Genomic DNA, 23668 nt, shown 5'->3' with positions numbered 1-23668 from the left:
TATGAAAACCAAACATCGTTACGCGCTCGCGCTAGCCGCTTCCATGCTGCTGAGCGCAGCCTGCGTGAGCGCCGCGCCCGCGCTGGGCGAGCGTTGGGCCACGCTCAAAGCGGAGCAGCCAAAGCTGCAGATCCGCGATGCGGCGCGCGCGCTGAACGTATCCGAGGCAGAACTGCTGGCCACCGGCATTGGCAAGACCGCGACCCGCCTGAGCGACAGCGAGCATGCCGCCAGCGACATCATGCGCCGCGCCCTCGACCTGGGCACGGTGATGGCCCTGACCCGCAATGAAAACGCCGTGCTGGAACGCACCGGCGTGGCCATGCGCGTCAAGCAGGAAGCGCCGACCGGCGATAAGGAAAAGGACAAGGAAAGCGAAGCGCGCCTGCGCAGCGTGGCCGGCGGCTACCTGGGCGGCGACATCGACCTGCGTTTCCACTTCGCCAACTGGAAGCACGCCTTCGCCGTGGTGCAGCCCGGCCGCGACGGCGCCATCACGCGCAGCCTGCAGTTCTTCGACGCGCAAGGCAATGCCGCGCACAAGGTCTACCTGAAGAACGAAGCCGGCATCGCCGCCTTCGACAAGATCGTGGCCGATTTCCGTCATCCGCAGCAAACCGGCGAACTGAAAATCGCCGGCGCCGCGCCGAAAGCCGCGGAAAAAGCCGACAGCGCCGTCGACGTGAAAGAGTTCCAGCTGGCCTGGCAAGAGATGACCGACGTGCACCAATTCAACCGCATCGTGCGCGAATTCGGCCTGACGCGCGAACAAGCCATGCGTCTGGCACCGGCTGGCGTGGTGCAGCGCATCTCGCCGCAAGCCATGCGCAAGCTGCTGGACGACTCGGCCAAGCAGCAGCTGTCCATCATGGCCTTCCTCGGCAATGACGCGGTGACGCAAATCTTCAGCGGCAAGATCGAAAAGACCGCCGCCAGCGGCGAGTGGTACAACGTGCTCGACCCCAACTTCAACCTGCACGTCCGCGAAAGCGCTTTGAAGACCGGCTACATCGTACAGCGCGCCGGCGTCACCTCGGTCGAATTCTTCGACAAGGACGGCGAGCTGGTCGTCACCTTCTTCGGCGTGCGCGAACGCGCCAAACCGCAGCCGCAAAGCTGGGTCGACCTGACCCGCAGCCTGCCAAAGGCCTAAGCCCCATTTGCGCTAAATCAAACAATGTCCACCCTGGTGTCAGGCACCAGGGTCGGACATTTCTTGAGAAATATCAAAGAATGTCCACCTCTGGTGCCTGACACCAGGGTGGACATTTTTTGCGTTGGATCAAAGGCGGTTTAGCTGTCGGCGGCGAGGCGGCCGAGGGCGGGGTCGTCGGTGAAGAAGCCGTCGAGGCCGAGCTTGAGGTAGCGGCGCATCTCGGCGACCGAGCCGGCGGGGTTGCGGGCGTGCTCGCTGCCGCCGTCGCGGAAGTCGGCGGCGAGGAAGCGGTTTTCGGGGCGGAAGGTCCAGGTTTCCACGCGCAGGCCGGCGGCTTTGGCGTCGGCGCTCAGCGCGGTCGGTTCGGCCAGCTTGCCGTCGGCCTTGAGCGGGATCAGGGCGCGCGTCGGCGGGGCGAAGACGTCGGCGTAGGTGGCGATTTCGCGCAGGCCGGCGGGCGTGCACATTTTTTCATACGTCAGGCTGCCGCCGGATGCGGCGATGTCGCTGGGCTTGCGCGGCCCGACGCCGACCAGCTGCATCAGGCGCAGATTGGCGCGCCGCCCCAGTTTGTCGCGCACATATTTCAGGTTCGCCACTTCAAACGATTGGATTTCCACTGGATTGCGGCGCGTGTATTCGTGCTCGGCCAGGGTGGCGATGAAACGGTCTTCCAATTTCAATCCGACGCCGGCGAAGTAGGTCGAGCTTTTCAGCTCGGGCACCAGGCCGATCACGCGGCCGGCGATGGCTGCTTGCGCCGCGACGAAATCGATTACTTCCTCAAAACTCACCACCTGGAACATGCCGTCGAATTCCGCGCTGCCGGGACGCGATTGCGGAATGCGTTCGATGGCGCGCAGTTTTTTCAGCTCGGCCAGGGTGAAGTCGTCGACGAACCAGCCTTCGTGGGTCTCGCCGTCGATGGTCTTTTTGGCGCGGCGGCCGGCGAATTCGGGACGCCGCGCAACGTCGGTGGTTTCGCTCAGATTGGCTTCGTGGCGAGCCACCAGCACGCCGTCCTTGGTGCACACCAGGTCCGGTTCGATGTAGTCGGCGCCGTCGGCGATGGCTTTGGCGTAAGCGGCCAGGGTGTGTTCGGGACGCAGGGCGCTGGCCCCGCGGTGGGCGAAGACCAGCGGCCGCGCGGCGCCGCTTGGCGCGGCCAGCAGCGGCGATGCGGCCAAGGGCGAGGCGGCGAGGGCGCCGCCCACCGCCGCCGCGGCCGTGATGAAGCCACGGCGCGACAGCACGCGGCCTGTGCCGCCAGAAGCGAACAGGCCGTCCATCAGAAGTCCGCCATCAGGGTCAGGAAGCCCTGGCGCGGCGCGATCGGGAAGGTGTTGTAGGTCTTGTCGGCCGCGCCCACCACCACATTCAGGCTGCCGCGGCGGTCGGCCAGGTTGCTGATGTTCAGGCGATAACGCGCGTTCTTCAGCCAGCCGCCGTTCATGAAGGGCAGCTTGCCCGATACGCCAAGGCTCATCAGGAAGTAGCTCGGCACGCTGAGGTCATTGGTGTAGGTGGCGTAGCGCTTGCCCACGTAGTCGCCGATCAGCTGGAACTCGGTGTCGGCCACATTGACGGTGGCGACGAATTTGTTCATCCATTCCGGGCTGCCCGGCACTTTCTTGCCGGAGGTCGGCACCAGCGCTGCGCCGTTATTGTAGTTGTCCTCGTACTTGGAGCGGTTGTAGGACAGCGCGTTGTAGAAGGAGAACTGGCGGCCGAAGTGGAAGGTGCCGGACAGGTCGACGCCATCGGTACGTACATTGCCGACGTTGGCAAGCACCGGATTGCCGCCGATGATGGCGGAGATCACCGGGGTCGGGCTGATTTGCAGCAGGCGGTCCTTGAAGCTCACATGGTAGAAGTTGACCTGGCCGTCGAAGGCTTGCAGCGGTCCCCAGTTCAGCTGGCGGCTGGTGCGCAGGCCGGTTTCAAAGGTAACGGAGGTTTCCGGTTTGGCGGTCTGCTTGAACAGATCGAAAGCGGACTGGCTGGCCAAGCTCCATGGCGAGGCGCCGCCACCGCCATAGGTCACGAACTGGCGCATATTCTTTTGCAGGTTGACGAAGACCTGGTCTTGCGGGGTCACGTCCCAGCGCGCGCCGATCTGCGGCAGGAACCATTTCTTGGTGTCGATCTCGCCCACCGGCAGGGCGCTCGAGCCGCCGGCAATCGCGCCCTTGCGCGGCTGTACCGGGAAGTCGCCCTTGGCGAACTGCAGGCTCGATTTGAAGCCGGCCAGCAGCGAGACGTCGGGATGCACGCGCCATTCGTCCTGCGCATGCAGCTGCACCACGGTGTTGCGGATTTCGCTGCCGTACTGGATGATCAGCGGATTCGCTGGACGGTCGTATGGGCTGCTTGGATTGTTCACATCCAGCGCGTACCAGCGGCGGTAGGCTTCCGACTCATTGCGCTCGACCCAGACGCCGGCCTGCAGCTTGTGCTCGCCGATTTCGGTGCGCAGCGTGGACAGCAGGCCGCCGCGCTTGATCTTGTATTCCGTGGTGCGGGTGGCGTAGCCGAAATTGCCGAACACCTGCTTCAGGTTCTGGTTCGGATAGTAGACCGCGAACAACGCCGGCAGGCCGGCCACGCCGATCGGGCCGGCCACCACGCCCACGCCGTCGTCGTAGTGGTAGTAGACCTGGTTCGACCAGCTGGTGTTGTCGTTCAGGTGCCAGTCGTATTTGGCGTAGGCCAGATAGTCCTTGCGCTGGGCGTCGCTGTAGTAGTTGCGGTAGTTGTTGCCTTCGGCCGCAGGCGTGGCGCCGGTGGGCGACAGGTAGGACAGGGCGGCGTTGAAGTCCGGGTACAGGAAGGGACGGGTATAAGGCGCGCTGGTTTCGCCGGCCACGTGCACCGTGCTGTCCTCGTTCGGTTCGATCTTGTCGTTGTAGTTGAAGTAGAGCGTCAGCTTGCCCTTGCTGTTCAGGTTCACATACTTGGCGTTGATCTGGTCGCCGCCCTGGCGGCCCTTGAAGTCCCAGGCGCGCGCCTCGTGGTGCAGGGCCGAGACATAGGCGCTGCTGCCGTCGCCGAAGCTGCCGGTGTCGTAGCGCAGGAAGGTGCGCGAGGTGCGGTGGCTGCCCACCGTCTGCTGCGCCGAGAAGCCTTGCTTGCTCGATGGGTCGCTGCTGAAGGTTTCGATGGTGCCGCCCAGATTGCTGGTCGAGGCGGTCGCCAGGTCGCCGGCGCCGGACGAGAGGATCACGCTGCGCACGTTCTCGCTGGTGACGGCGCGCTGCGGCGACAGGCCGTTGTAGTTGCCGTACTGCTGGTCGCCCAGCGGCACGCCGTCCATGGTGTAGCCCAGTTGCTGGCCGCTGAAGCCGTGGATGAAGAGTGAGAGGTTCTGCTCATTATTGCCCCATGGGTCGGCGGTCTGGAAGCTGACGCCGGGCAGGGTTTGCAAGGCCTTCAGCGGATTGGTGCCGGGCAGGATTTTCTGGATTTCGTCGCGTTTCAGGTCGACCGAGGAGCGGGTCTTGCGCGACACCACTTCCACCGAAGCGATCGGGCCGGCCGCGGCGGCGGCGTGCTCGCTGCCGCTCGCGTTCGCGGGCGCGTCGCCGTTCGCCGCCATCTCGGCCACCGCCGCCGCCACATTTTCCGCCATCGCCAGCGGAGCCAGGGTCATCGCCGCGCATGCGGTAACGGCCGCCTTGAAATGCTTGTTCATTGTTCTTGCCTGTCGTCGTGTTAGAGGGAATTGCAACGACGCGCAGGGTAACGGCCAGTTGTTACAGCGTGATGACGCGGCGGTTTTTTTGCCAGGCTGGCCAGCTTAAGAATTTGTAAAAACTGGCGCGTTTATACAAGCCGCTGCCGCACTGCGGGAATGACAATGTGACAACTAAAACGGCGGATGGAAGAGTAGGTCAGCGCTTTAAGCAAGCCTGCGCCAAGCCGTAACTTTGTCATAAACAGGGTGCGTCAAATCCTCAGCCAGGAGTACAAAAAATGTTTCATCTCAACTTAAGCGGGCGCAGTCTCGCGTTCAAACTGGTCGGCCCCGCCGACCCTTACTATGCCCAGGCGGTTCACCTGGCGCAGCATGTGTACCAGCAGTGCTATGGCGCGCGCATCGCGCCGCGTCCGCACCGCTTCGTGGTATGCATCGACGTCGGCAAGAGCCAGGCCCTGGCCTGCGCCGGCCTGACTTTCGCCGGCAGCGGCACGCTGTTCTCCGAGCAGTATCTGGAGCAGCCGCTGACCCAGGTGCTGGCCGATATCTTCCAGCGCGACGTGCCACGGCGCGACGTGGCCGAAGTCTCGGCCCTGGCCACGCTGGAGCCGAGCATCGGCACGGAACTGATGCGGGGCATGGCCCTGATCTGCTGGTATCTTGGCCTGCGCGGCGTGCTGTGCACCGCCACCACCAAGCTGCGCCGCTCCTTCCAGTATATGAAGCTGCCGTTCCAGGAAGTGGCCGTGGCCGACGTCAACCGCCTGGACAAGGTGGAGGGTGTGGACTGGGGCACTTATTACGACACCCGTCCCGTCACGGGCCTGGTGCGCCTGGATGCGCTGGGCAGCTTCTTCGACACCGTCAGTTGCCGCTACAACCAGCAACTGCTCGATATCGAGGCGCCGGAAGAACTGGAGGACATGGGCAGCATCGCGCGCGGCCTGCCGCATCTGGTGGCGGCGCGGCAGATGACGGGGGTGGCGCTATGAGCCATTTCATCGACGCCATCCTCGCCACGCTGCAGAAGGCGCCGCAAGCGCCGGCCATCGTCCAGCTGGGCGGCGCGGGGACGGCGCAGTACACCGTCAGCTATGGCGCCCTGGATCATGCCTGCCGCGCCATCCAGCGCGCGCTGGGCGGCCACTGCGCGCCGGGCGCCACCCTCGGCCTGGTGGCGGCCAACTCGGTGCGCTGGATCGAAGCCGATCTGGCCCTGCTGCTGGGCGGCTATGTGGAAGTGCCGGTGCCGCTGGCCTTCTCGGCCGAGCAGGCGGCGCATCTGCTGTCGGCCTGCAGCGCCGTGCTCACCGACGAGGAAGGCCAGCAACGCTTCGACGCCTGGCGCGCGGCCGCGCCGCAAGCTTTTGCCGCCGTTCCCTGCCTGCGCATCGACCAGTTGCTGGGCGCCTCGGGCGGGCCGCTGCGCCGTCTGTCGCGCGAAGACCGCGTGTGCAAGGTGATCCACACCTCGGGCACCACCAGCAAGCCGAAGGGCGTGCGCATCCGCGAACATGGACTGGACGCCTTGCTTGCCTCGCTATGGCAGCGCGCCAAGCCGAGCGACTACACGCGCTACCTGAACCTGGTGCCATTCAGCCTGCTGATCGAACAGGTCACCGCGCTGTACATGCCCTTCATGGCAGGCGGCTGCGTGGTGCTGCCGCCGGTGGGCCAGGCGCCGCTTGGCGATCCGGGCGCCGTGGCGGCCGACAAGCTGGCCCTGATGCAGCGCGCCGCGCCCAGCGCCATGACCTTGCCGCCCTCGCTGGTGGAAGCCTTGGCCGCCGCCGCCGACCGCGTCGTGGCGGGTGCGGTGGCGCATGCCGGCGTCGATGCGGCGCTGGCCGAAGCGGAGGCCGCGCCGCCGCAGCAGGCCGCGCTGGCTGCCGCCGCCGTGGCGGGTTGCCGCGGCGAGCATCTATGCCGCGCCCTGTTCGGCCGCGCCACGCCGCCGCTGATCGCGGCCGGCGGGGCGCCGGTGGCGGCGGCCACCATCGAGCGCCTGGCGCGCCACGGCATCCCGGTGCTGCAAGGCTATGGCTTGAGCGAGAACAGTTCGGTGGTGTCCTGGAATACGCCGCGCGAGAACCGCATCGGCACGGTGGGCAAGCCGCTCTCCCACGTGGAATGCCGCCTCGGTTCGGACGGCGAGCTGGCGATCCGCAGCGCCTCGCTGTTCGCCGGCTACAGCGGCAGCGATCCCAGCGCTTGCCACACGGACGCCGACGGCTGGCTGTGGACCGGCGACCTGGCCAGCATCGACGCCGACGGCTATATCAGCATCGTGGGCCGCAAGAAGAACCTGATCATCACCGCCCATGGCCGTAACGTGTCGCCGGAACCGGCTGAAGCGTCCTACCGCAGCGTGCCGGGCGTGGCCGACATCGTGCTGCTAGGCGAGGGCGCGGAAAGCCTGAGCGCCTTCGTGCTGACGGCGGCGGGCGCCGATCCGATCTCGCTGCGCGCGCGCCTGCAGGCGCATGGCGAACGCTGGCTGTCCGGCGTGGAACGCGCAGCCGACTTTGTATTCGAAACCGACGCGCCGGCCCTGCGCCAGCGCCTATTCACCGTCACCGGGCGGCCGCGCCGGCAGGACATTGAAAGCTATGTGCGCAGCCGCCGCCACGCGCAAGAGCAATATCAGCAAGGAGAACATGGTGCAAACTGAAGCTCATACCAAACAAGCCGGCCTGGTGGTCAAGGCTTCCGCCGGGGACACCCTGGCTTCCATCGACAAGCCGACGCTGGCCAATTGGCTGGGCCGGCACGGCTACATCGTCCTGCGCGGCTTCGACTGCGAGGTGCAGGCTTTTTCCGATCTGGTGCGTTTCCATTCCAGCCGCATCAGTCTCGACCCGGCCCGCCAGTTCCACGACAAGGACGGCAAGGTGCTGGCGCAGAAGGTCGATGCCGGCGTCGACGCCATCGGCCTGCACTGCGAGAACGGCAACAGCCCGTTCTGGCCCGACCTGTGCTGGTTCTACTGCGAGCAGGCGCCGCGCGTCGGATCGCAGACCACGGTGTGCGACGGTGCCGCCGTCTACCGCGACCTGTCGCCGCAGATGCGCAATGCGCTGCAGGACCAGGACATCGTCTACACCCGCCGCGTTGGCGAGGAACTGTGGAAGAACTATGTGCGCCACGCCTTTGCCGGCGGCCCCGAGGCGGCCGATACCAAGTCCTGCTTTGACCGCCTGCTGGCCCTGGTCAACGACAACGACAGCACCAAGATCGAGTTGAATGAGGATGGTTCCGTCACTTACAGCTTCCGCACCCCGGCCATCCTGGACCGCTCGCTGTTCAGCCCTGGACGGTATGCCTTCGCCAACAGCATTTTCGGTCCGTCCTTCAACTACGAACGGCCCAGCATCACCTTCGCCGACGGCCGGCCGCTGAACGCCGCCATCCGCCGCGTGCTCGACGAAGTCTGCCAGCGCCACACTTTCGACGTGGGCTGGAAGAGCCGGGACATCGTGGTGATCGACAACGCCCGCGTCATGCACGGCCGCCGGCGGATCGAGGATACGCAGCGCACCATCTACAACGCACTGAGCTACTACTGAGAAGGGATTGTCCATGAAACCCAAGCTGACCTACACCGTCATCATGTGCTACAACTTTTCGAACACCTGGCTGGGCATGTCGCGCGACCAGCGCAAGGCCTTCGAAATGGAACACGTCGTGCCCATCTTCGCGCGCTACGACAAGCTGCTGCGCCGCCGCGCCTACGATGCCGAAGGCTTCTGTACGGAGTTCACCGATTTCATGATCATCGAAACCACGGACCTGGCCTATTACTACTACATGGTGGAAGAGCTGCGCGATTCGCGCCTGCTGTCCGATGGCCTGTGCAGCATCGACAAGGTCTTCATCGGCATCGAGGACGGCTATCACCAATTCGAAGAAGATCTTGCCAAGGAGGTGGAACATGAATCCGTTGCTGCATAACATCAATCTGAGCGCCCATCAGCACTTCCTGCATCCCAACCACATGCCCTGGCATGCGGTGCGCGCCGAGGAAGAACTGGATTTCCTCTCGCAGCAGGTCTGCGGCCGCAAGGACGAGCAACTGCGCGCCACCGCCTATCTGTACAAGGAACTGGCGCAGCTGGCCGAGATCGAATTCCACGTCGCCTCGGTGATGGTGCGCGTGATCGCCGAAAGCCAGATGCGCGGCAAGGGCGAGCTGTGGGAAGGCAGCGATCTGGTGCACGCCCTCGGCTGCTTCGCCTCGGAAGAGGTGCAGCATGCGAACACCTTCTACCGCTACGTGCGCACGCTGACCGGCTGCGACTATAAGCTGGAAAACAATTACTTCCAGGAGCGCATCACCCTGTTCCAAGGCGATCATTCGCCGCTGGTCAAGCTGGCGGCGCTGTGCGCCACGGCCTATGTGGGCGAGTCGGTGATCACCGTGTTCGAGACGCGCATGCGCAATATGGACCCGGAAATGAAGTCGCCGTTCACGCGCCTGCTGCATCTGCATGGACTGGACGAGGCGCGCCACATCCGCACCGACCACTTCGTGATCGACCATGTGCTGCCCAGCCTGACGCCGCTGGAGCGGCGCCAGATGGAAGAGCTGATCAACGCCACGGAGGAACTCAACACCACCCTGGCCCTGACCAGCGCGGCCCAGCTCAAGCGCCAGTTCGGGGTTGACTTCCAGACGCAGAACCGCAGCGCCGAGGTGCAATTGGCCATCACGCTGGCCTTCCGCCGCGCCATCCTGGCCGGCGACTCGTTCCGCAAGGTGGACGACTTCCTCGACAGCGATACGCGCGCCCTGCTCAAGGACTTTTCCCAGTCCGAGCGCGTGCACTTCCATTGATTTTGATATGCGAGACAAGGAGAGATCATGAGTACGCCGAAAATCGTCTACAACATCGTCATGTGCTACACCTTTTCCAACGAATGGCTGCACAAGCCGCCGGGGGAAAGGCGGGACTACGAGGGGCAGCACATCTTCCCCATCCTGATCCGCTACGGCGACCGCATCAAGCGCGCTTCCTTCGACGCGGAAGCGTTCACCACCAGCTTCTCCGATTTCATGATCATGGAGACGGAAGACCTGAGCGCCTACTACTTCATGATGGAAGAGCTGCGCGCCAGCCCCATGCTGACCAAGGGCTATGTGACGATCTCCAACGTCATCATCGGCATCAACAACGAATACAAACAGCAGCAGGCGCTGTTGTAAGCACCGCCGCAAGAACCTTTACCGATCAAGGACCATTATGAACACGAGAGAGCAAAATAGCCGCAAAGTGGCTTTCGTCACCGGCGCCAATCGCGGCATCGGCTTCGGCACGGCGCTGGAACTGGGACGCCAGGGCGTCCACGTGATCCTCGGCGCGCGCGACGAGGCATCGGGCCGCAAAGCCCTGGCAGAACTGGCGGAGCAGGACGTGCAGGCCGAATGGCTGGAATTCAATGTCGCCAACGCGGCCGACCACCAGCGCGCCTACGACTTCATCGAGCAGAAATACGGCAAGCTCGATATCCTGGTGAACAACGCCGGCATCATGCTGGAAACACCGGAAACGGAATTCAACCAGAAGAACACCACCAGCGTGGTGTCGGGCGATGCGCTGCGCGGCACCTTCGAAGTGAACTTCTTCGGCCTGGTGGGGCTGACCCAGACCCTGCTGCCGCTGATCAAGCGCGCACCGGCCGGGCGCATCGTCAATGTATCGAGCGTGCTGGCCTCGCTCAATATCCACGCCACCAGCGACGACCCGCGCCTGCCGAACCACCGCCAGTTTGCCTACAACGCCTCGAAGACGGCGGTGAACGCCTTCACCATCCACCTGGCCAAGGAGCTGGCCGGGAGCAGCGTTAAGGTGAATGCCGCCCATCCAGGCTGGGTGCGCACGGATATGGGCGGACCCCATGCCGAAATGAGCATCGAAGAGGGCGCGGCTACCAGCGTGCAATTGGCGCTGCTGGGCGACGATGGGCCGAGCGGCAGCTATATGCACAAAGGCCAGGTTCTGCCCTGGTAAACCACTATTCTCTGGAAAGGAAAGACCATGACTGATACCAAACAACGCGTGTGGTTCATCACCGGCTGCTCCAAGGGCTTTGGCCGCGTCTTCGTCGAGACGCTGGCCCGGCGCGGCGACTATATTTTTGCTACCGCCCGCGTCGCGTCCACACTCGACGATCTGCGCGGGCTGGCGCCGGAACGCATCCGCACGGCCGCGCTGGACATCACCGATATGGCCGCCATCGAGCGCGCGGTGGCGGACTGCATCGCAGCCTTCGGCCGCATCGATGTGCTGGTCAATAATGCCGGCTACGGCGTGGCCGGGCCGATCGAGGCGGTATCGGATGCGCAGACGCGCGCCATCTTCGACACCAACTTCTTCGGCACCTTGAACATGACGCGCGCCGTGCTGCCGCATATGCGCGACCGGCATCAAGGCCATATCATCCAGCTATCCTCCAGCCATGCCTGGGGCGCGCCGCCCGGACTGGGCATGTACAGCGCCAGCAAGTGCGCGCTGGAAGGCGCCTCGGAAACCATGGCGAAGGAGATCGAAGGCTTCGGCATCCGGCTCACCATCCTGCAACCCGGCCCCTACAAGACCGACTTCCTTGGCACGGGCCTGCAACTGGCAGAACGCAAGCTCGATGCGTATGCTAATCTGATGAATGGCCTCGGTGAAGCGCGCGCGGCCAACCACCTCAAGCAGCCGGGCGACCCACTCGGCGTGGCGCGCGCCATGGTCGAGGTGGTGGAAGCCGAGCAGCCACCCCTGCGTCTGTTGACGGGCAAGATCGCGACCGAGCGCGCGAAAGCCAAGATCGAGCAAGTCAGCAATGAGTATGCACGCTGGGAACCGCTGGCGCTGGCGGCCGATTTCGCCGCCTGAGCAAGACGCATCCCTTGCGCGGCGCCGGCTGGCCGCGCAGGGGCTGCTTGATCCGCTTGATTGCGGAATGCGGGAGTAGCATGAACAGCTATCATTTACTGACCCAGGCATTGGAGCCGCGCGACGCCTCGTCGCCGCGGCTGTTTTCGTATGCGGTCATGAGCGCCGTGAACGGCTTCGTGCCGCATGAGGACTATGTGCGCCTGGCCGCCGACGCCGAACGGGCGCCGCCCAGCGACCAGGCGCTGGAAGAGCAGGTCGGCCTGCTGCTGGCCTGCGACGCCAATCCGCTGTCCGAGCTGGTGCAATGCGCGGCCAACGGCGAACAATTTGCCGAACGCTGGAACGGCATCAACCGCAAGGTATCGCTCGGCGTCGCCACCCTGGTCGAAGGACCGGGCCTGAGCCGCCAGCCGCAGCAGGGCCACGATAGCCCGCTGCGCCAGCGCGTGATGCACGCCTTTGTCGACCAGCTCAAACCGGGCAGCCATTCGCCCGGGCTGGGGCGCGGCGAACGGCGGCTGGAAGCGGTGGCGCGCCATGTCGGTGCCGGCAGCGCCATGATCGAACTGACCGAAGCCCTGTACGATATGCCAGGCGCCGAGCTGTTCGACTGCGCCGGCGCCCTGGGCTGCTCGGCGCGCACCCTGCAGCGTCAGCTCACGCACAATGCCGTCACCTTCGGCCAGGTCAAGCAGGCCGTGCGCATCTGCATGTCCGCCGCGCTGCTGCGCAACGGCGCCGCCTCGCTCACCGAAGTCGCCCTGGCGGCCGGCTTCTACGACTCCGCCCACTTCAGCCGCGCCATGAAACTGTCCTCCGGCCTCAGCCCCTCCGAATACCGCCTGCTCAGCGCCTGAGCCCGCCCCACCGTTTGATCTACCTCAAACAATGTCCCACCCTGGTGCCTGACACCAGGGTGGGACATTGTTTGATTTGGCGCAAACGGAGCTTGTCACTTATATACAAGCCAGGCGGGAAGCGGGGTGGAATACTGGCTTCGCCTTGTGGGCCGCGGCTTTGCCGCTCTTGCCGCGCAATGGCTTCCGTTTAATAAGGAGTCTAAAAATGAGTGATAAACCGTTACAAGCTGCGCCCGCGACTCCGCCGAACCGGTGGGTCGCTTTCGCGATCCTGGCCGTGTTGTTCCTGGCCGCGACCGATACCACCATCATCGGCACGCTGCTGCCGGTGATCGCCGGATCGGTCGGCGGCGGACAGGCGCTGTTTCCCTGGCTGATGTCGGGCTTTATGGTGGCGATGGCGCTGGCCGGCCCGCTGACCGGGGCGCTGGCCGACCGCTATGGCGTGCGTTCGGTGTTGAGCTGGGCCATCCTGGTCTTCCTGGCCGGGTCCGCCGGCGCCGCCCTGGCCGGCGATATGCTGATGCTGGTGCTAGCGCGCGTGGTGCAGGGCGCGGGCGCCGGCATGATCATCGTGCTGTCCTATGCTTCGCTGGCCATCATCTATGGCGCGGCGCAGCGCGGCCGGGTGCAGAGCATGGTCAGCATCGTGTGGGGCGTGGCGGCCATCGTCGGGCCGCTGGCCGGCCTGGCGTTTACCCACGCCTTCGGCTGGCGCGCGGCTTTCCTGATCAATATGCCGGTCGGCCTGGTGTGCCTGCTGGTGCTGCGTTCCAAAGCCCTCAGCGCCCATGTGCGGCGCGGCGTGGCGGTGGACTATCTGGCCCAGGGCTTCTTTGCGCTGATGCTGCTGGGCGTGATGGTGGCGCTGTCGGCGGCCCAGGTGGGGCTGTCTCGCGACAGCTTCTGGTCGATGCTGGTGCTGGCCGCGGCGGGCGCGCTGCTGTTGGTGCTGCGCGTGATGGGACGGCCGCAGGCCAGCCCGGTGCCGCTGGCTTTCTTCCGGCAGCGCAGCCTGGCGGTGGCCATGGTCATCGTCATCTGCGGCAGCATCGGCCTGTACGCCTCGATCACCCTGGTGCCGATCGCGCTGCATGCGCGCCATGCCATCAGTACCGCGCAGACCGGCGTTATCGTGCTGCTGGCGGCACTGGGCTTCGTGGTCAGCTCGGCCGTGTGCGGCATGCAGATCCAGCGCGTCGGCTATCGCAGCAGCATGCTGGCCGGGGCGCTGGCGCTGGTGGCGGGCGCCTTCGTGCTGGCCATGGGCAGCACCAGCCTGCCGTGGCAGGCGATCGCCGGCGCCGAGCTGCTGATCGGTCTGGGCATGGGTTGCGTGGCCGTAGGCGCGGTGGTGCTGGCGCAGAACGCGGCGCCGGCCGATTCGGTGGCGACCTACACCTCGACCATCCAGCTGCTGCGCAATGTGGGCGCGGCGCTGGGCATCAATGCGCTGGCGGCGATCCAGTACGCGCTGGAGTCGCAGCACCTGTCGAACGATTCCCTGCGCAGCGTGTTTTCGGTGCTGGGACCGGTCTTCGTCGTGTGCGCGCTGCTGGCCTTGCTGCTGCCGTCCAATTACCAGTTGCAGCCGGTCGCCGCGCCGGGCCAGCCGGCGCCGGCGCGCCGCTGAACCAATGTGAAGGAGCTTAAAATGACTTTGGCAAATCAGGAAACCCTGCCGGCGCTGACCGGCTTCATCGTGGTCAAGGCCTTGCCGGCCTGGACTTCGCTGGGCTTCGGCGAGCAGCTGGTGCTGCTGCAAGCCCACGTGGAGCCGGTGCTGCAGCGTTACCACGAGCAGGTGCGCCTGCTGATGTATGACGTGGAAAAAGCGCTGACCTCGGCCGCTACCGATATCTGGGTGTGGGAGTCGACCGACCGCGCCGCTTACAATCAGCTGATGGTGGACTTGCAGAAGACCCCGTTCTGGGGCCGTTATTTCGAAGTGCTCGATATGCTGGACGGCGCGCGCGGCGATGCCATCTTCCAGCTGTCGTCGTGGCAGTTCCGCACCGGCGTGCCGGTCATGGAATGAGGAGAAGCGTGATGAGACAACATCGACAGCGCGGCCGCCATGGCCACGAAGGGGGACGCGGCGCGCCGCACAGCGCGGCCGAGATCGCGGCCCTGCAGGCCGCGGCCCGCTGCGGCGAGCCGGGCAAGGTGATGCCGCAGATCGATCGCAACCGCTGCGAGGGCAAGGACGATTGCGTGCGCGTCTGTCCCTATCAGGTGTTCGAGGTGCGGCGCATGGACGCGGAGGACTTTTCCGAGCTGAGTTTCAAGGGCAAGGTGAAGGCCGTGCTGCATGGACGGATGACGGCTTACACGCCGGCCGCCGACGCTTGCCGCGCCTGCGGTCTGTGCGTGACGGCCTGTCCGGAAGATGCGATCCGCCTGGTGAAGAATCCGGCGCGCCAGGCGCAGCCGGCGGCAACGGAGTGAGGGCAGGGCGCGGCCAGCACGGCCGCGCCGCTGTTTAGTGCTTGGCGCCGCTGGCGTGCATCAGCGTTTCGGCCGGCGCGTCGCTGGCGAACAACTGGGCGCAATCGACCGGATCGTAATCGTAGTGCTTGCCGCAGAAATCGCAGTTGATGCCCAGCTTGCCCTGTTCGGCCAGGGCCGCTTCGACTTCTTCCTGGCCCAGCATCTTGAGCATATTGCCGACCTTGTCGCGCGTGCAGCTGCAGTGGAATTGCGGGTGCACCGGGTCGAACAGGCGCAGCGTGTCTTCCCAGAACAGGCGGCGCATCAGTTCATCGATGCCGACCGTCAGCATCTCTTCCTGTTTCAGGGTCGAGGCCAGCGTCACCGCGTGGGTCCAGGTTTCCAGCGCCTGTTCGTGGCTGAGTGGATTGGCTTCGGCCTTGCCGCCGTGCAGCGGCAGCTTTTGCAGCAGCAGGCCGCGCGAGACCTCGTCATCGGCTGCCAGCCACAGCTTGGTGTCCAGCTGTTCCGAGCGCAGCATATAGTTTTCGATCACGCTCGCCACATCGTCGCCGTCCAGTGGCACGATGCCCTGGTAGGGTTGCTGGCCCGGCACTTTCTCGGCCGGGTCGAGCGTGATGATGAAGCGGCCCTTGCCCTGCGCATTGAGCAGGGCGCTCAGGCTGGCGTCGTCGGCGACCGGCAGCGCGGGATCGAGCTTGGCCGTGGCGCGCAGGCGCAGCTCGGAATCGCATTCCACCACCAGCAGGCGCACCGGACCGTCGCCGTGGATCTGCATGATGATGGAGCCGTTGAATTTCAGGTTGGCCGAGAGCAGGGCGGCGGCCGACACCATCTGGCCCAGCAGGCGCTTGACCGGTGCCGGGTAGGCGTGGCGCGCCTGCACTTCGCGCCAGGTGGCCGAGATGTCGACGAACTCGCCGCGCACGGCCGCGTTCTCGAAAATGAATTTTTGCAGGGTGTCCTGCGGCGCTTGGGTATCCTGGGTGGTGCTCATGTTTTATCCAATCTTTTTTAGTTGCGTCTTGAACAGCGCGCTGCGCTGCACATAGCTGTCGGCGCTCGCTTGCAGGCGCGCCACGTCCTCGGCCGTCAGTGCGCGGATGGCCTTGGCCGGCGCGCCGACGATCAGCATATTGTCGGGGAATTCCTTGCCTTCCGTGACCAGGGCGCCGGCGCCGACCAGGCAGCCCTTGCCGATCCTGGCGCCGTTCAGCACCACGGCCTGGATGCCGATCAGGGCGCCGTCGCCGATGCTGCAGCCATGCAGCATGGCTTGGTGGCCGATGGTCACGTTCTTGCCCACGTTCAGCGGATAGCCCATATCGGTATGCATCACCGCGCCTTCCTGTACATTGCTATTCTCGCCGATGACGATGCGCTCATTGTCGCCGCGCAGGGTGGCGCCGAACCACACCGAGCTGTTGGCTTCGAGCGTGACCTTGCCGATCACCGTGGCGGAATCGGCCACAAAGGCCGAGGCGTCGATCTCGGGCGCAATCTCGCCCAATTGGTAGATACTCATGGTGGCCTTCGCTAGACGTGGGGTGGCGCTATTTTACGCTGTGGCAGGCGGCCGCCGGGAATTTGTATCTCGCCTGAAATTTTCGCACGGTCGTGCTAATATCGTTTTTCCCGGCCGGCAAGGCTCCGATATAGTGATGGCGGCTTACTTTTCAAGGCAAAGCGAATATGAAACCCTTCCGATCCGAATTCATCACCGTGCGCGGCGTGCGCACCCATGTGCGCCACTGGGGCCGGGACGGCGCGCCCAAGCTGTTCATGGTGCATGGCTGGATGGACGCCAGCGCCTCCTTCCAGTTCGTGGTCGACGCGCTGCAGGGCGACTGGCATGTGATCGCGCCCGATTGGCGCGGCTTCGGCCTGAGCGACTATCCGGCCGTGGACACTTACTGGTTCCCCGACTATGTGGCCGACTTGGACGCCCTCCTGCGCCATTACCAGCCCGAGGGGCAGGTCAATCTGCTCGGTCACAGCATGGGCGGCAATGTGGTCGGCATCTATGCCGGCGCGCGGCCCGAGCGCATCCGCCGCCTGGTCAACTTGGAAGGCTTCGGCCTGAAGTCGGCCCTGCCCGAGCAGGCGCCCGGCCGTTACCGCAGGTGGATGGACGAGCTGCTGGTCGAGCCGGAAATGAAGGGCTACCCAAGCCTGGCCGCCGTCGCCGGCCGCCTGCAAAAGACCAACCCACGCCTGAGCGACGAACGCGCCGCCTTCCTGGCGCAGTACTGGTCGGCCCAGGGCGCCGACGGCGAGTGGCGCATCCTCGGCGACGCCGTGCACAAGCGCACCACGCCGCTGCTCTATCATACGGAAGAGGTGATGGCGTGCTGGAAGGCCATCACCGCCCCCGTGCTGTGGGTCGAGGCCGAACACACCAATATGTGGCTGTGGATGGGGCCGAAGGAAGAGGCGCGCGTCGAAGTCGACCGCCGCCTGGGCCACCTGGCCAATGTCACGGCCAGGATGATGCCCGACGCCGGCCATATGCTGCATCACGACCAGCCCGAAGCGCTGGCGCGCATGCTGGAGGAATTTCTCGCCTGAGGCGGCATCAACCCGGCGCGGCTCCGCTCGGCGTACAATAAGGCCTTAGCACATGTTAAAGATGCAAGCCTTATGTTGAAAGTCGATCTTCATTGCCATTCCAATGTTTCCGACGGCGTGCTGGCGCCGGCTGCCGTGGCCGCGTACGCGCGCCAGGGCGGCGTCGATGTGTGGGCGCTGACCGACCACGATGAGGTGGGCGGCGTGGCCGCCGCGCGCGCCGCGGCGCAGGAGCAGGGCATGCGCTTCGTCCCGGGCGTGGAGATTTCGATCACCTGGGCCGGCGAAACCGTGCACATCGTCGGCCTGCAGTTCGATGAGAACAATCCGGCCCTGTTGCAGGGCTTGGCCGAAACCCGCTCCGGGCGCGATGCGCGCGGCCGCGAGATCGGCGCCCAACTGGCCAAGGCCGGCATCCCCAACGCCTACGAGGGCGCGCTCAAGTACGTGGACAACCCGGCCCTGATGTCGCGCACCCATTTCGCGCGCTATCTGGTGGAGTGCGGCGCCTGCGCCAATGTGCCGGAAGTGTTCCGCAAATACCTGTCGGATGGCAAACCGGGCTATGTGCCGCACCGCTGGGCCACGCTGGAGCAGGCCGTGGGCTGGATTCGCGGCGCCGGCGGCATCGCCGTGATCGCCCATCCGGGCCGCTATAAATTCACGGCATTGCAGCAGGGCGTGCTGTTCGACGAGTTCAAGCAGCTGGGTGGTCGCGCCATCGAGGTGGTGACGGGCAGCCACACGCCCGAGCAATACCCGATTTACGCCCAGTTGGCCAATGCCTATGGCTTCCTGGCCTCGCGCGGCACCGACTTCCACGCGCCGGGCGAGGCGCGCGTCGATTTCGGCCTGCTGGCGCCGCTGCCGGGTAATGTCACGCCGATCTGGCACGACTGGTTCTGAATACCCCTACTCGCGGCTCTTGTATTTCCGGCTGCTCGACCTTATCTTAGAGGCCGGCCAATCCGACCGGAGTATTGATATTATGAAAAGAATTATCCTGTTTATCGCCACCAACCTCGCTGTGATGCTGGTGTTGTCCATCGTGCTGTCCCTGCTCGGCATTGGCCGTCCGGGTCCGGGCAATATGCAGATGGGCAGCTTGCTGGCCTTCGCCGCCGTGGTGGGCTTCACCGGTTCCATCATTTCGCTGCTGATGTCCAAGCCGATGGCGAAATGGAGCACCGGCGCGCGCGTGATCGACGCCCCGTCCAATTCGACCGAGCAGTGGCTGGTCTCGACCGTGCAGACCCTGGCCCAGCGCGCCGGCATCGGCATGCCCGAAGTGGCGGTCTACGACGGTGAGCCGAACGCCTTCGCCACCGGCGCCTTCAAGAACTCCGCGCTGGTGGCCGTGTCCACCGGCCTGCTGCAGAATATGAACCGCGACGAGGTGGAAGCGGTGCTGGGCCACGAGGTGGCGCACATCGCCAACGGCGATATGGTGACCATGACCCTGATCCAGGGCGTGGTGAATACCTTCGTGGTCTTCTTCGCCCGCATCGTCGGCTCCATCGTCGACAAGGCGCTGAGCGGCAATGAGGAGCGCCGCGGTCCCGGCATCGGCTACACCATCACCGTCTTCGTCTGCGAACTGCTGTTCGGCCTGGTCGCTTCGATGATCGTGGCCTGGTTCTCGCGCCAGCGCGAATTCCGCGCCGACGCCGGGTCCGCCAAGCTCTTGGGCAGCACCGTGCCGATGCAGCATGCGCTGGCCCGCCTGGGCGGCATGGAGCCGGGCGCGCTGCCGCAGAATATGGCCGCTTCCGGCATTTCCGGCGGCGGCGGCTGGTCGGCCCTGTTTTCGACCCACCCGCCGTTCGAGGAGCGGATCGCGGCCCTGCAGGCGCTGCGCTGAACCATGACCCAGTTCTTCCAGATCCACCCCGTCAATCCGCAGGCCCGCCTGATCAAGCAGGCGGCCCAGATCATCCACGGCGGCGGCATCGTCGCCGTGCCCACCGATTCCTGCTACGCCCTGGTCTGCCACCTGGACGACAAGCAGGCGGTGGAGCGCCTGCGCCGCATCCGCGGCATCGACGAGAAGCACCACCTGACCCTGCTGTGCCGCGACCTCAGCGAGATCGGCGTGTATGCGCGCGTCGATAACCGCCAGTTCCGTCTGCTCAAGGCGGCCACGCCGGGCCCCTTCACCTTCATCCTCGAAGCGACGCGCTGCGTGCCGCGCCGGCTCAGCCATCCTTCGCGCAAGACCATTGGCCTGCGCGTGCCGGAAAATGCCATCATCGAAATGCTGCTGGCCGAACTGGACCAGCCGCTGCTGGGCACCACCCTGATCCTGCCCGGCGACGAGGAGCCGCTGACCGAACCCGACCTGGTGCGCGAGCGCCTCGACAAGCAGGTCGATCTGATCATCGACGGCGGCGCCTGCAGTTTCGAGCCGACCACCGTGATCGACCTGAGCGGCGAGGAAGCCGCGCTGGTGCGCCAAGGCCGGGGCGATCCGGCCATCCTGGGCCTGTAAGCCGGCGCGGCCCACCCATCCACCTGATCCGGACCGTCGTGGACGGTCTGGTAGAATTTTGCCCATGAACGATTTCAGTCACGCCATCCAGACCATCGCCATTTACGCGATTCCCGTCCTGTTTGCGATTTCCCTGCACGAAGCGGCCCACGGCTATGTGGCGCGCTATTTCGGCGACCCCACGGCTTCCCAGCAGGGACGCCTGAGCTTGAATCCGATCCACCATATCGACCTGTTCGGCACCATCCTGCTGCCGCTGATGCTGTACCTGTCGCCGCTCGGCATGCCCTTCGGCTACGCCAAGCCGGTGCCAGTCGATTTCAACCGCCTGCGCAATCCGAAAAAGCAGATGGGCTTCGTGGCGGCGGCCGGACCGGCCGCCAACTTCGTCATGGGCCTGGGCTGGAGCGCGGTATACGTGCTGCTGTATGCGCTGCATGTGAGCGAGCCCTTCCTGCTCGGCATGGCGACGGCCGGCGTTACCGTGAACGCGGTGATGTGCGTCTTCAACCTGCTGCCGGTGCCGCCGCTCGATGGCGGCCGCATCCTGACGGCCCTGCTGCCGCTGGACCTGGCGCGCCGTTTCGCCAGCGTCGAGCGCTATACCCCGTACATCTTCATCGGCCTGATTCTGCTGATGTATACCGGCATGCTGAGCCCGCTGCTGAGCGGCATGGTGCGCCTGGTGCTGAATCTGTACGCGACGCTGATGACGCCTTTGAGTATGCTGCTGGGCTGACCATGTATCCCGACCGCGTCGTTTCCGGCATGCGTCCCACGGGGCCGATGCACCTGGGCCACTACCACGGCGCCCTGCGCAACTGGATCGGCATGCAGTCCGAACTGCCCTGTCTGTTCTTCGTGGCCGACTGGCATGCGCTGACCACGCATTACGACGATCCCTCGCTCATCGAGCGCAGCACCTGGGACATGCTGGTGGACTGGCTGGCGGCCGGGGTCGACCCGTCCCAGGCCACGCTGTTTATCCAGTCGCGCGTGCCCGAGCACGCCGAATTGCACCTGCTGCTGTCGATGGCCACGCCGCTCGGCTGGCTGGAGCGGGTGCCCACTTACAAGGACCAGATCGACAACCTGGCCCACCGTGACCTGGCCACCTACGGCTTCCTCGGCTATCCGCTGCTGCAGGCGGCCGATGTATTGATCTACCGCGCCTCCGATGTGCCGGTGGGCGAGGACCAGGTGCCGCATATCGAGATGATGCGCGAGATCGCGCGCCGCTTTAACCATCTCTACGGCAAGGAAAAAGGCTTCGAGGAAAAGGCGCAGGATGCCGTCAAAAAGCTCGGCAGCAAACGCGCCAAGCTGTACAACGAGCTGCGCACGGCTTACCAGCAGGACGGCAAGGACGAGGCGCTGGAGCAGGCCAAGGCCATGCTCGACAGCGCCCAAAGCCTGTCGATGATCGACCGCGAGCGCCTGTTCGGCTACCTGGAAGGCAGCCGCAAGCTGATCCTGGTCGAACCACAGGCCAGGCTGACGGCGGCGCCGCGCCTGCCGGGCCTGGATGGGCGCAAGATGTCCAAGAGCTATGGCAATGCCATCGCGCTGCGCGAGGGCAAGGATGTGGTGACGAAGAAAGTGCGCACCATGCCGACCGATCCGGCGCGCGTGCGCCGCAGCGATGCGGGCGAGCCGGAGCGCTGCCCGGTGTGGCAATTCCACCAGGTGTATTCCGACGCGCCCACCCAGCAATGGGTGCAGCAGGGTTGCCGTTCGGCCGGCATCGGCTGCCTCGAATGTAAGCAGCCGGTGATCGACGCCATCATCCGCGCACAGGAGCCGATGCACGAACGCGCCCAGCCCTATCTGGACGACCCGACCCTGGTGCGCGCCATCGTGGCCGACGGCAACGACGTGGCGCGCAAGCTGGCCCAGGAAACCATGCGCGATGTGCGCGAAGCCATGGGCCTGGCCTATACCTGAGGCGCCGCCCCGCCTTTTCCGAACGACGAGACCTGCATGACTGAACTCAAAGAACCCCTGATTCTGCCCGGCGACGCCCAAGCCTCGCCCTGGGTGCAGCGTTTTGCGCCCCTGATTCCCGGCGGCGAAGTGCTGGACCTGGCCTGCGGCAGCGGCCGCCACGCGCGCCACGCGGCGGCCCTGGGCCACGCCGTGGTCGCGGTGGACCGCGACGCCGAGGCGCTGGCGGCGGCGGCCGGCCTGGGCATCGTCACCAGCCAGATCGACCTGGAAGAGGAGGGCGCCGGCTGGCCTTTCGGTCCGGCGCGCTTTGCCGGCATCATCGTCGCCAACTATCTGCACCGGCCGCTGCTGGCCGCCATGCTGGGCAGCCTGGCGCCGAACGGCCTGTTAATCTATGAAACCTTCGCCGAAGGCAATGCCGCTTTCGGCAAACCGTCGAACCCGGCCTTCCTGCTGGCGCCCGGCGAATTGCTGCAATTGGCGGCCGAGCACGGCTTGCGTGTCATCGCATTCGAGGATGGCGTCGTTAACAGCCCGAAGCCGGCCATGGTGCAGCGGATTTGCGCCGTGAAACCGGACTTCCCCAGGGAAGCGGCCCTGTTGCCGTCATTTTGAGCGACGATTCTAGCGTGGGAATGCACCACAGCCCCGGCCTATCGTCTACAATCGTGTTTTAATTCTTTTTGCAAGTGGTTTCCTATGATTAATGGCAGCATAGTAGCAATCGTCACCCCGATGCAGGTGGACGGCAGCCTGGACTTCCCGGGCTTGAACAAGCTGATCGACTGGCATATCGCCGAGGGGACCAATGGCATCGTGATCGTCGGCACCACCGGCGAATCGGCTACCGTGAACGTGGAAGAGCACTGCGCCCTGATCAAGGCGGCGGTCGACCACGCGGCCAAGCGCATCCCTATCATCGCCGGCACCGGCGGCAACTCGACCGCCGAAGCGATCGAGCTGACCCGCTACGCCAAGGAAGCGGGCGCCGACGCGGCCCTGCTGGTCGTGCCTTACTACAACCGCCCGACCCAGGAAGGCATGTACCAGCACTTCCGCGCCGTGGCCGAGGCGGTCGATCTGCCCATCATTCTGTACAACGTGCCGGGCCGTACCGTGGCCGATATGAGCAATGAAACCGTGCTGCGCCTGACCGAGATTCCGAACATCGTCGGCATCAAGGATGCGACCGGCAATATCGGCCGCGGCCTCGACCTGCTGCGCCTGGCACCGAAAGAATTCGCCGTCTATTCGGGCGACGACCCTTCCGCCATGGCCCTGATGCTGGCCGGCGGCAAAGGCAATATTTCGGTGACGGCCAATGTGGCGCCGCGCATCATGGCCGAGATGTGCAAGGCCGCCATGGCCGGCGAGATCGCCAAGGCCATTGAGCTGAACAATAAAGTTTTCCCGCTGCACCAGAAGCTGTTCATCGAGCCGAACCCGGTGCCGGTCAAATGGGCGCTGGCCGAGATGGGCAAGATCCCGAGCGGCATCCGTCTGCCGCTGGTGCCGCTGGCCAACGAGTGCCAGGGCGCCGTGCGCGACGCCCTGTTCGAAGCGGGCCTGCTCAACTAACCGTAAACACGTCCGGCCCGCGAGGGCCGGGTTCAACTC

25 protein-coding genes are annotated in these 23668 nt (G+C 65.2%); 21 read left to right on the top strand and 4 right to left on the bottom strand.

The window, feature by feature from the left end:
- Nucleotide 1: 1 nt before the first annotated feature.
- Complete coding sequence (locus tag FHS03_RS03350; protein ID WP_183439624.1) at nt 2–1153, top strand: hemin-degrading factor; 1152 nt, start codon at nt 2–4, stop codon at nt 1151–1153.
- A 140-nt stretch (nt 1154–1293) separates the two neighbouring features.
- Here FHS03_RS03350 and FHS03_RS03345 read toward each other — a convergent pair whose 3' ends face one another.
- Together FHS03_RS03345 and FHS03_RS03340 are read right to left on the bottom strand one after the other, a co-directional pair.
- A complete protein-coding gene (locus FHS03_RS03345; RefSeq protein WP_183439623.1) occupies nt 1294–2445 on the bottom strand; it encodes a glycerophosphodiester phosphodiesterase in 1152 nt (383 codons plus the stop codon).
- The gene (locus FHS03_RS03340) at nt 2445–4847 is read right to left on the bottom strand and encodes a TonB-dependent receptor (protein WP_183439622.1); all 2403 of its coding nucleotides are present in this window, start codon (nt 4845–4847) and stop codon (nt 2445–2447) included. The genes FHS03_RS03345 and FHS03_RS03340 overlap by 1 nt, the downstream gene beginning before the upstream one ends.
- Nucleotides 4848–5128: 281 nt before the next feature.
- On the opposite strand from FHS03_RS03340, the gene FHS03_RS03335 reads away from it, so the two are divergent.
- The 12 genes from FHS03_RS03335 to FHS03_RS03280 all read left to right on the top strand — a co-directional run bounded on the left by FHS03_RS03335 (nt 5129) and on the right by FHS03_RS03280 (nt 15045).
- Nucleotides 5129–5845, top strand: coding sequence for a thermostable hemolysin (locus FHS03_RS03335; protein ID WP_183439621.1), 717 nt, complete (start codon nt 5129–5131; stop codon nt 5843–5845).
- Nucleotides 5842–7524 (top strand): AMP-binding protein, encoded by a 1683-nt coding sequence (locus FHS03_RS03330; protein WP_183439620.1) that lies wholly within the window; start codon nt 5842–5844, stop codon nt 7522–7524. The genes FHS03_RS03335 and FHS03_RS03330 overlap by 4 nt, the downstream gene beginning before the upstream one ends.
- The gene (locus FHS03_RS03325) at nt 7511–8419 is read left to right on the top strand and encodes a TauD/TfdA family dioxygenase (RefSeq protein WP_183439619.1); all 909 of its coding nucleotides are present in this window, start codon (nt 7511–7513) and stop codon (nt 8417–8419) included. The genes FHS03_RS03330 and FHS03_RS03325 overlap by 14 nt, the downstream gene beginning before the upstream one ends.
- A 13-nt stretch (nt 8420–8432) precedes the next feature.
- A complete protein-coding gene (locus FHS03_RS03320; protein WP_050412039.1) occupies nt 8433–8804 on the top strand; it encodes a darcynin family protein in 372 nt (123 codons plus the stop codon).
- Nucleotides 8785–9687 carry a diiron oxygenase gene (locus tag FHS03_RS03315; RefSeq protein WP_183439618.1) on the top strand — a complete coding sequence of 301 codons (903 nt, stop codon included), beginning with the start codon at nt 8785–8787 and terminating at the stop codon, nt 9685–9687. Before FHS03_RS03320 ends, FHS03_RS03315 begins: the two co-directional genes overlap by 20 nt.
- A gap of 27 nt (nt 9688–9714) precedes the next feature.
- A complete protein-coding gene (locus tag FHS03_RS03310; RefSeq protein WP_183439617.1) occupies nt 9715–10056 on the top strand; it encodes a darcynin family protein in 342 nt (113 codons plus the stop codon).
- A gap of 37 nt (nt 10057–10093) precedes the next feature.
- Complete coding sequence (locus FHS03_RS03305) at nt 10094–10861, top strand: SDR family oxidoreductase (RefSeq protein ID WP_183439616.1); 768 nt, start codon at nt 10094–10096, stop codon at nt 10859–10861.
- Between the two features lie 27 nt (nt 10862–10888).
- Entirely contained in the window at nt 10889–11734 is an 846-nt protein-coding gene (locus FHS03_RS03300; protein ID WP_183439615.1) for an SDR family NAD(P)-dependent oxidoreductase, read from the top strand.
- Between the two features lie 80 nt (nt 11735–11814).
- Nucleotides 11815–12594: a helix-turn-helix transcriptional regulator gene (locus FHS03_RS03295; protein WP_183439614.1), complete on the top strand. Its 780-nt coding sequence runs from the start codon at nt 11815–11817 to the stop codon at nt 12592–12594.
- A 208-nt stretch (nt 12595–12802) separates the two neighbouring features.
- A complete protein-coding gene (locus tag FHS03_RS03290) occupies nt 12803–14230 on the top strand; it encodes an MFS transporter (RefSeq protein ID WP_183439613.1) in 1428 nt (475 codons plus the stop codon).
- A 21-nt stretch (nt 14231–14251) separates the two neighbouring features.
- Complete coding sequence (locus tag FHS03_RS03285) at nt 14252–14635, top strand: darcynin family protein (protein ID WP_183439612.1); 384 nt, start codon at nt 14252–14254, stop codon at nt 14633–14635.
- A gap of 131 nt (nt 14636–14766) precedes the next feature.
- Entirely contained in the window at nt 14767–15045 is a 279-nt protein-coding gene (locus FHS03_RS03280; RefSeq protein ID WP_050412721.1) for a 4Fe-4S binding protein, read from the top strand.
- Nucleotides 15046–15079: 34 nt separating this feature from the next.
- Here the strand turns inward: FHS03_RS03280 and hslO are convergent, their stop codons facing one another.
- Nucleotides 15080–16045 (bottom strand): Hsp33 family molecular chaperone HslO, encoded by a 966-nt coding sequence (hslO, locus tag FHS03_RS03275; RefSeq protein WP_183439610.1) that lies wholly within the window; start codon nt 16043–16045, stop codon nt 15080–15082.
- 3 nt (nt 16046–16048) lie between these two features.
- Entirely contained in the window at nt 16049–16573 is a 525-nt protein-coding gene (locus tag FHS03_RS03270) for a gamma carbonic anhydrase family protein (RefSeq protein ID WP_183439609.1), read from the bottom strand.
- Nucleotides 16574–16740: 167 nt separating this feature from the next.
- Here FHS03_RS03270 and FHS03_RS03265 point away from each other — a divergent pair, with 167 nt between their 5' ends.
- From FHS03_RS03265 to dapA, 8 genes are all read left to right on the top strand, one after another.
- Nucleotides 16741–17616: an alpha/beta fold hydrolase gene (locus FHS03_RS03265; RefSeq protein WP_183439608.1), complete on the top strand. Its 876-nt coding sequence runs from the start codon at nt 16741–16743 to the stop codon at nt 17614–17616.
- 72 nt (nt 17617–17688) lie between these two features.
- Nucleotides 17689–18522, top strand: coding sequence for a 3',5'-nucleoside bisphosphate phosphatase (locus FHS03_RS03260; protein ID WP_183439607.1), 834 nt, complete (start codon nt 17689–17691; stop codon nt 18520–18522).
- A gap of 82 nt (nt 18523–18604) precedes the next feature.
- Nucleotides 18605–19477 carry a protease HtpX gene (htpX, locus tag FHS03_RS03255; protein ID WP_183439606.1) on the top strand — a complete coding sequence of 291 codons (873 nt, stop codon included), beginning with the start codon at nt 18605–18607 and terminating at the stop codon, nt 19475–19477.
- 3 nt (nt 19478–19480) lie between these two features.
- Nucleotides 19481–20104: an L-threonylcarbamoyladenylate synthase gene (locus FHS03_RS03250; protein WP_183439605.1), complete on the top strand. Its 624-nt coding sequence runs from the start codon at nt 19481–19483 to the stop codon at nt 20102–20104.
- A gap of 64 nt (nt 20105–20168) precedes the next feature.
- Nucleotides 20169–20843 carry a site-2 protease family protein gene (locus tag FHS03_RS03245; protein ID WP_183439604.1) on the top strand — a complete coding sequence of 225 codons (675 nt, stop codon included), beginning with the start codon at nt 20169–20171 and terminating at the stop codon, nt 20841–20843.
- A gap of 2 nt (nt 20844–20845) precedes the next feature.
- Nucleotides 20846–22048 carry a tryptophan--tRNA ligase gene (locus FHS03_RS03240; RefSeq protein WP_183439603.1) on the top strand — a complete coding sequence of 401 codons (1203 nt, stop codon included), beginning with the start codon at nt 20846–20848 and terminating at the stop codon, nt 22046–22048.
- 36 nt (nt 22049–22084) lie between these two features.
- Nucleotides 22085–22666, top strand: a complete 582-nt coding sequence (locus FHS03_RS03235; RefSeq protein ID WP_183439602.1) for a class I SAM-dependent methyltransferase — start codon at nt 22085–22087, stop codon at nt 22664–22666.
- An 84-nt stretch (nt 22667–22750) separates the two neighbouring features.
- Nucleotides 22751–23629, top strand: coding sequence for a 4-hydroxy-tetrahydrodipicolinate synthase (gene dapA, locus FHS03_RS03230; RefSeq protein ID WP_183439601.1), 879 nt, complete (start codon nt 22751–22753; stop codon nt 23627–23629).
- The last annotated feature ends 39 nt before the right edge of the window (nt 23630–23668 follow it).

Source organism: Pseudoduganella violacea, assembly GCF_014191875.1.
GTDB lineage: Bacteria > Pseudomonadota > Gammaproteobacteria > Burkholderiales > Burkholderiaceae_D > Rugamonas > Rugamonas violacea_A.
Note: the sequence above shows the minus strand (reverse complement) of the source record. Positions and strands in the feature narration are given on the sequence as shown.

Coding starts and splice junctions, on each gene's coding strand:
- dapA (WP_183439601.1), top strand. CDS start 22,751: ATGATTAATGGCAGCATAGTAGCAATCGTCACCCCGATGCAGGTGGAC.
- FHS03_RS03260 (WP_183439607.1), top strand. CDS start 17,689: ATGTTGAAAGTCGATCTTCATTGCCATTCCAATGTTTCCGACGGCGTG.
- FHS03_RS03310 (WP_183439617.1), top strand. CDS start 9,715: ATGAGTACGCCGAAAATCGTCTACAACATCGTCATGTGCTACACCTTT.
- FHS03_RS03320 (WP_050412039.1), top strand. CDS start 8,433: ATGAAACCCAAGCTGACCTACACCGTCATCATGTGCTACAACTTTTCG.
- hslO (WP_183439610.1), bottom strand. CDS start 16,045: ATGAGCACCACCCAGGATACCCAAGCGCCGCAGGACACCCTGCAAAAA.
- FHS03_RS03315 (WP_183439618.1), top strand. CDS start 8,785: ATGAATCCGTTGCTGCATAACATCAATCTGAGCGCCCATCAGCACTTC.
- FHS03_RS03270 (WP_183439609.1), bottom strand. CDS start 16,573: ATGAGTATCTACCAATTGGGCGAGATTGCGCCCGAGATCGACGCCTCG.
- FHS03_RS03265 (WP_183439608.1), top strand. CDS start 16,741: ATGAAACCCTTCCGATCCGAATTCATCACCGTGCGCGGCGTGCGCACC.
- FHS03_RS03340 (WP_183439622.1), bottom strand. CDS start 4,847: ATGAACAAGCATTTCAAGGCGGCCGTTACCGCATGCGCGGCGATGACC.
- FHS03_RS03335 (WP_183439621.1), top strand. CDS start 5,129: ATGTTTCATCTCAACTTAAGCGGGCGCAGTCTCGCGTTCAAACTGGTC.
- FHS03_RS03250 (WP_183439605.1), top strand. CDS start 19,481: ATGACCCAGTTCTTCCAGATCCACCCCGTCAATCCGCAGGCCCGCCTG.
- FHS03_RS03330 (WP_183439620.1), top strand. CDS start 5,842: ATGAGCCATTTCATCGACGCCATCCTCGCCACGCTGCAGAAGGCGCCG.
- FHS03_RS03235 (WP_183439602.1), top strand. CDS start 22,085: ATGACTGAACTCAAAGAACCCCTGATTCTGCCCGGCGACGCCCAAGCC.
- FHS03_RS03305 (WP_183439616.1), top strand. CDS start 10,094: ATGAACACGAGAGAGCAAAATAGCCGCAAAGTGGCTTTCGTCACCGGC.
- FHS03_RS03300 (WP_183439615.1), top strand. CDS start 10,889: ATGACTGATACCAAACAACGCGTGTGGTTCATCACCGGCTGCTCCAAG.
- FHS03_RS03285 (WP_183439612.1), top strand. CDS start 14,252: ATGACTTTGGCAAATCAGGAAACCCTGCCGGCGCTGACCGGCTTCATC.
- FHS03_RS03350 (WP_183439624.1), top strand. CDS start 2: ATGAAAACCAAACATCGTTACGCGCTCGCGCTAGCCGCTTCCATGCTG.
- FHS03_RS03295 (WP_183439614.1), top strand. CDS start 11,815: ATGAACAGCTATCATTTACTGACCCAGGCATTGGAGCCGCGCGACGCC.
- FHS03_RS03245 (WP_183439604.1), top strand. CDS start 20,169: ATGAACGATTTCAGTCACGCCATCCAGACCATCGCCATTTACGCGATT.
- FHS03_RS03290 (WP_183439613.1), top strand. CDS start 12,803: ATGAGTGATAAACCGTTACAAGCTGCGCCCGCGACTCCGCCGAACCGG.
- FHS03_RS03345 (WP_183439623.1), bottom strand. CDS start 2,445: ATGGACGGCCTGTTCGCTTCTGGCGGCACAGGCCGCGTGCTGTCGCGC.
- FHS03_RS03240 (WP_183439603.1), top strand. CDS start 20,846: ATGTATCCCGACCGCGTCGTTTCCGGCATGCGTCCCACGGGGCCGATG.
- FHS03_RS03325 (WP_183439619.1), top strand. CDS start 7,511: ATGGTGCAAACTGAAGCTCATACCAAACAAGCCGGCCTGGTGGTCAAG.
- FHS03_RS03280 (WP_050412721.1), top strand. CDS start 14,767: ATGCCGCAGATCGATCGCAACCGCTGCGAGGGCAAGGACGATTGCGTG.
- htpX (WP_183439606.1), top strand. CDS start 18,605: ATGAAAAGAATTATCCTGTTTATCGCCACCAACCTCGCTGTGATGCTG.